This window comes from Enterococcus sp. VV15 (assembly GCF_005236045.1).
Classification (GTDB): domain Bacteria; phylum Bacillota; class Bacilli; order Lactobacillales; family Enterococcaceae; genus Enterococcus_B; species Enterococcus_B durans.
Genome location: NZ_QPTY01000067.1, coordinates 1 through 5,035, shown reverse-complemented (window position 1 = coordinate 5,035; position 5,035 = coordinate 1). Strand labels below are relative to the sequence as shown.

Below are 5,035 nucleotides of genomic sequence, written 5' to 3'. Positions count from 1 at the left end.
AATCGATAATACAGAAGATGACAATGACGACGATATTAATTTTTAGGAGGAGAAATAATGAATCTCATTACACAATACAGTGACATCATCCTCAAGAAAATCATGATGAAGATTCAGAAAGACAAAAAAGCAAAAGAACGAGCTGAAATAGTCAAATTGGAAATGGCTGAAACAGGATCAGGAGTTCGAACATCGAGGCATTGGAAAGCAGCAGCAAACATTGAATTTTATTACAACGAAATTCAAAAAGGGTTCGATCAGATGCGTGAGCTGGATCGGCAAACAAATTGGAGCAAGAAAATTCATCAAGATCGTTTCAAGTTTGTAGAAAAGTATATAGAGATACTGAATGAGTATTTCGAGGAGGACTAGATGTTTAATTCAATGTTAGCGTCAATTCACTTTGTATTCTATATAACGATATTTGTAGCTATATTAATTAATACGATAAAAAGCGGTTTTTTAACACCAATCGGCACAATTTTAACATTAGCTTCATTTGTTACAAGTTGTATTATCCAACTTAAATATATAAAGGAGAATGAATAATGGACGAACTAATCACAAAAGTAGAGCAGTGGGCTAAAGATAAGGGATTGGATCAAGCTGATTCCAGCAAGCAAATGTTAAAAACGATCGAAGAGATTGGGGAAGTTGCCGCTTCTCTAGCTAGAAAAGATGAACATGGTTTAAGAGACGGAATTGGAGACGTAGTAGTAACCTTGATTATTTTAGCTATACAAAACGATATGGATCTGTACGAATGTCTGAACCAAGCATACAACGAAATCAAAGGACGCACAGGGAAAATGGTAGATGGTGTATTCGTGAAGTCGAGTGATTTGGAGGAAGCGTGATGGCAACTAAAAAAACATATACAGCTGAAATTACATGTGATGTTTGTAAAAAGAAAAAAATTATCCATGAAGGTGAGTCAAAAAACTTCTTAACTGTTAGTTGTGCTGTTAGAGAAATAGGGCATAGAGACGAGTATGGAAATTTTCATGAAGAAGATAAGCAAACATTGTTAGTTAAAGATTTAGATTTATGCCCAGAATGCAGGGAGAGAGCTTATACAAAGATAATTGCTGAAACCTCTCAAGCTTATTGTCTAGACTATCATTATTCGTTTTTTTAAGTAATAAAGAACAGGAGGAAGCGGAATGAAATACGAAATACCACTAAGCGAAGCAGACGTCCAGTCAATTATTAACGGTCGGGAGGTTAATAAAAAGCTTCCTGAGGGTACTGAATTAGTCATCAGACAGAGTTATTTGAAAGATATGGTAGCACCTGTATTAATTGATCGTTTTAACGTGACTGATTCTGTGGTAGAGAACCACTTAAAAGAATTTCGATCAAGTATAGACAACACTTTCAGATTAGGGAGTTGATTGAAAATGAACACCAGACACCGCAGAGTAGCAAAACTAAGAAAACAGGAACTGAATGTACTAAAGGCAAAGTTTGAAAAAGAATACGGAGTTTCAGTAGAAGAAGCATATAAAGTAGTAAGTCAGTGTGTTGCTGATGCGAGTGAGACTATTCGTAAGTTTGGGATTTTGATATTAAATGATGATCGTAAATGGGAGGAAATGAGATGAAACTAAAAGACGGATTTTACTCCAGCAGCCACGGCATCGGCGGTTTAATGCTAGATATGCCGACAAAGAACCCTAAAACACGTAAGAAACCAAAATTCAAAGTCGGTGACATGGTTCGCTGCGAAGCAGAAGGGTTCATCTACCCATTTCGTGGATATGTAGAACACGTCTATAATCACTCAGCAATCATTCGTATTGAAAACACGATGGAATGTGATAAGTGGTTAGCGAAAAGCAAAGAGAATTTAGCTGTAGCGAGATTGGTGGATATTGAACTAATAAATGACAAATAAAAAAGCCGGATCGCTCCGACTGATGTAATAAATCCGACAAGTTTATTATATCACATAAAAGGAGCGGTTTGACTTGATGAAATTGTTACGAGAGGTAGATTTCAAACAGACAAGATGCAATGCGAGAGATGTGCTGAAAAACTTTCGGCGTTTGGAGCGGATGGCAGGTCGCTCTTTGATAGATATTAAGTCTCCTATCATAACCGATATGCCGAAAGCACCGAAGCATGGCAATAAGACAGAAGACGCGATCATTCAGATGATGGATATAGAAGCTGAAAGAGATGCGATTTTAGCAGCCTTGATGGCTCTTAGTCTGATTAGCCGTCAGATACTCTACTATAGCTTTTGTGACGTAAATAAGCACTCTAATTATGAAATAGGGCAATTGATACGAGGATACGGTGAAAAGAATGTAGAGAAGCTGAAATCTATCGCGCTGATCGAATTTGCAGAAGCATATAAAAAAGGCGTGTTAGTTCAGTATCGTTGATTTTGTAGGGTTTTTGTAGGGATAGTGTAGGGTTTTTGAGCGGTTTAACGTGATATTATGATAGTGTCGAAAGATTAGGAAACAGGACTTCGACAAATAAACGAAGGGAGGAAATCTCCCTCATCGGGTTATTAAACTTCTTCTTGATAGACAGCAGTAGACAATAAAAATAAAGGATGTGAACTCAACTCCTCCTAAATCTTTGTTGTTTATCAGCTACTGTTGTCTATCTATTAATTATGTCGTTGTGGCGGAAAGGGTAGACGCTAAGCATGCGTGCTAGGTCAATGCTTCGGCAACCATGCAATGTTCGATTCATTGCCAGCGACTTAGAAAACTAGATCACTCAACGAGCGATCTTTTTATTTTGCACAAAAGGGGGTAACAACAATGTATAGACCACAATACTTAGAACAGAAGTATGAAGTAATCACTGTTCATAAAGGTAATGGCGAAAAAGTATATGAGTATAGGAGACTAATAAAGAGCGATACATATAAACGAAAGGAAAGCAATGAAGTTATTCCTTTTCGCAGAAGGAGAAAGGTCAAATGAGAAACTACTGGTACGTGTCATTATCTAATAGATATCCGCAACCAAATGATAATGATCCAATTAGAATAGTTCGATCAGTACAAATCAAAAAGAAGTATTCTGTCATAGAGATGATTAGAGAAGCAGAACCGAAAGAAATTGATGCGTGCAAACTCGTTTATTGCGGTCATGGATTCTTTGACGAACCAAATATTCAAAGTAACATCAACAAGAATTTGAGGGATTAGAATGCAAATCGAAATAATGAAGTTGGCAGACTTGAAAACTGCTGATTATAATCCAAGAATCAAACTTACTCCAGGAATGGATGAGTATGAAAAACTAAAACAATCTATTCTCGAATTTGGCTTTGTTGATCCGCCTATTTTTAACAAACGAACAGGAAATCTCGTGGGCGGTCATCAGCGTGTCACTGTAGCTAAAGATTTAGGTTTGTGTGAAGAGATAGAAGTATCGGTAGTAGATTTACCACTCGACAAGGAAAAAGCGTTAAACATAGCTCTCAATAAGATTAGTGGCCGTTGGGATGATGACAAACTGGCTTTGTTATTAAAAGAGTTAGATGCTGATATTCTTGATTTATCTGGCTTTGTTGAAGATGAGATACAAGACGTTATCGAACAATATGATATGAGATTGGATATGGAAAACGAAGCAATAGATGATGAATTTGAGATTGAGCTTCCAGAGAAACCTAAAGCAACATTAGGTGATATTTACCAACTAGGTAATCATCGATTAATGTGTGGTGATAGTACAAATAAAGAGCATATCGAATTATTGATGGACGGAGATAAAGCAGATCTTCTCATTACCGATCCGCCGTATAATGTAAATTACGAAGGAAAAACAGAAGATTCGTTAAAAATTCAAAACGATAATAAGACTTCTAGTGAATTTTATGAGTTTTTAAAAAGTGCCTTTGATTCAGTAGCTGATTATCTGAGAGAGGGGGCTTCTTTTTATGTATGGTATGCATCATCAGAAGTTGTGAATTTTGTTAGTTCACTAGTAGATACTAACTTCTTAGTAAAACAAGAATTAATATGGTTCAAAAATTCTCTCGTATTAGGTCGTCAAGACTACCACTGGCAGCATGAACCTTGTTTATATGGTTGGAAAAATGATGGTAGCCATATGTGGTATGGAGATCGAAAACAAACAACGATTCTTGAGTTCGATAAGCATTTAGCGAATAAAGAACATCCTACTATGAAGCCTATCCCTTTATTTGATTACCAAATTAAAAATAGTTCGAAAAAAGGCGATAAAATTTTAGATATGTTTGGTGGAAGCGGCACTACAATGATTGCTTGTGAACAAAATGATAGACATGCATATCTAATGGAGCTAGACCCTCGGTATGTAGATGTAATCGTTAATCGATGGGAAGAATTTACAGGTAAAAAGGCAATTAAGATAAACTAAACAAAAAGAAGCCGAGTGCGCTAACACTCGACTACTTCAACGAGGACACTAAGCCCCCGAAGACACAGAGAATTCCCACGCGTGGTTTTTCTACACCCTCTGTGTCTTTTAGCATTTTATCAAATGCGGGGTGCTTACACAATGGAAAACGAAAACTTTGATTTAGATTATGAGATCGAAAAAGCTATGGAAAAAGCAGAATCAATTGAAGAATATAAGAAAATTATTCGAGTAGCTTTAGGAAAATGGCTTAAAAATCTCCAATCAGGACAAATCAAGTTAGACAAAGTTTCCGATTTAAAGATATTGATTGAAGCTGATTTAATGCTAAAAGATATTGAAAATTAGAAAACAAAACTCAACCTAAACAGAATGTGAGGTGGTGTGTATTGAATGGCAAGAAAGCGTGATCCAAGACGTGATGAAGCCAAAAAGATTTGGTTAGAATCCAACGGAGAAAAGCAATTAAAGGATATTGCAGATGAACTAAATGTTTCAGATTCTCAAATTAGAAAATGGAAATCAATAGATAAATGGAGTGCTGAATTGAAAGGTAATGTTACCAATGCAAAAGGTAACGTTACTAATCAAGGTGGCGCACCTATCGGCAATCAGAATGCCATAGGGAATAAAGGAAATAGCCGAGCATCACCGCCAGTTGG

At 36.5% G+C, this 5,035-nt stretch carries 11 protein-coding genes; all 11 read left to right on the top strand.

Annotated elements, in window-relative coordinates:
- Positions 1–57 precede the first annotated feature (57 nt).
- Positions 58–372 (top strand): DUF1140 family protein, encoded by a 315-nt coding sequence (locus DVW83_RS14125; protein WP_137239588.1) that lies wholly within the window; start codon positions 58–60, stop codon positions 370–372.
- 176 nt (positions 373–548) lie between these two features.
- Positions 549–857 (top strand): MazG-like family protein, encoded by a 309-nt coding sequence (locus tag DVW83_RS14120; RefSeq protein ID WP_137239586.1) that lies wholly within the window; start codon positions 549–551, stop codon positions 855–857.
- The gene (locus DVW83_RS14115) at positions 857–1,138 is read left to right on the top strand and encodes a hypothetical protein (protein ID WP_002343590.1); all 282 of its coding nucleotides are present in this window, start codon (positions 857–859) and stop codon (positions 1,136–1,138) included. Before DVW83_RS14120 ends, DVW83_RS14115 begins: the two co-directional genes overlap by 1 nt.
- Positions 1,139–1,163: 25 nt before the next feature.
- Entirely contained in the window at positions 1,164–1,394 is a 231-nt protein-coding gene (locus DVW83_RS14110; RefSeq protein ID WP_123875079.1) for a hypothetical protein, read from the top strand.
- Positions 1,395–1,400: 6 nt separating this feature from the next.
- Positions 1,401–1,604 (top strand): toxin PIN, encoded by a 204-nt coding sequence (locus DVW83_RS14105; protein WP_137239584.1) that lies wholly within the window; start codon positions 1,401–1,403, stop codon positions 1,602–1,604.
- Positions 1,601–1,897, top strand: coding sequence for a hypothetical protein (locus tag DVW83_RS14100; RefSeq protein WP_123840578.1), 297 nt, complete (start codon positions 1,601–1,603; stop codon positions 1,895–1,897). The genes DVW83_RS14105 and DVW83_RS14100 overlap by 4 nt, the downstream gene beginning before the upstream one ends.
- Before the next feature lie 76 nt (positions 1,898–1,973).
- Complete coding sequence (locus tag DVW83_RS14095) at positions 1,974–2,390, top strand: ArpU family phage packaging/lysis transcriptional regulator (RefSeq protein WP_137239590.1); 417 nt, start codon at positions 1,974–1,976, stop codon at positions 2,388–2,390.
- A gap of 551 nt (positions 2,391–2,941) precedes the next feature.
- Positions 2,942–3,172 carry a hypothetical protein gene (locus DVW83_RS14090; RefSeq protein WP_137239582.1) on the top strand — a complete coding sequence of 77 codons (231 nt, stop codon included), beginning with the start codon at positions 2,942–2,944 and terminating at the stop codon, positions 3,170–3,172.
- 1 nt (position 3,173) lies between these two features.
- Entirely contained in the window at positions 3,174–4,373 is a 1,200-nt protein-coding gene (locus tag DVW83_RS14085) for a site-specific DNA-methyltransferase (protein WP_137239580.1), read from the top strand.
- A 141-nt stretch (positions 4,374–4,514) separates the two neighbouring features.
- Positions 4,515–4,721 carry a hypothetical protein gene (locus DVW83_RS14080; RefSeq protein WP_135981631.1) on the top strand — a complete coding sequence of 69 codons (207 nt, stop codon included), beginning with the start codon at positions 4,515–4,517 and terminating at the stop codon, positions 4,719–4,721.
- Between the two features lie 45 nt (positions 4,722–4,766).
- On the top strand, positions 4,767–5,035 hold a 269-nt coding region (gene terS, locus DVW83_RS14075), incomplete at its 3' end, for a phage terminase small subunit (protein ID WP_238699437.1).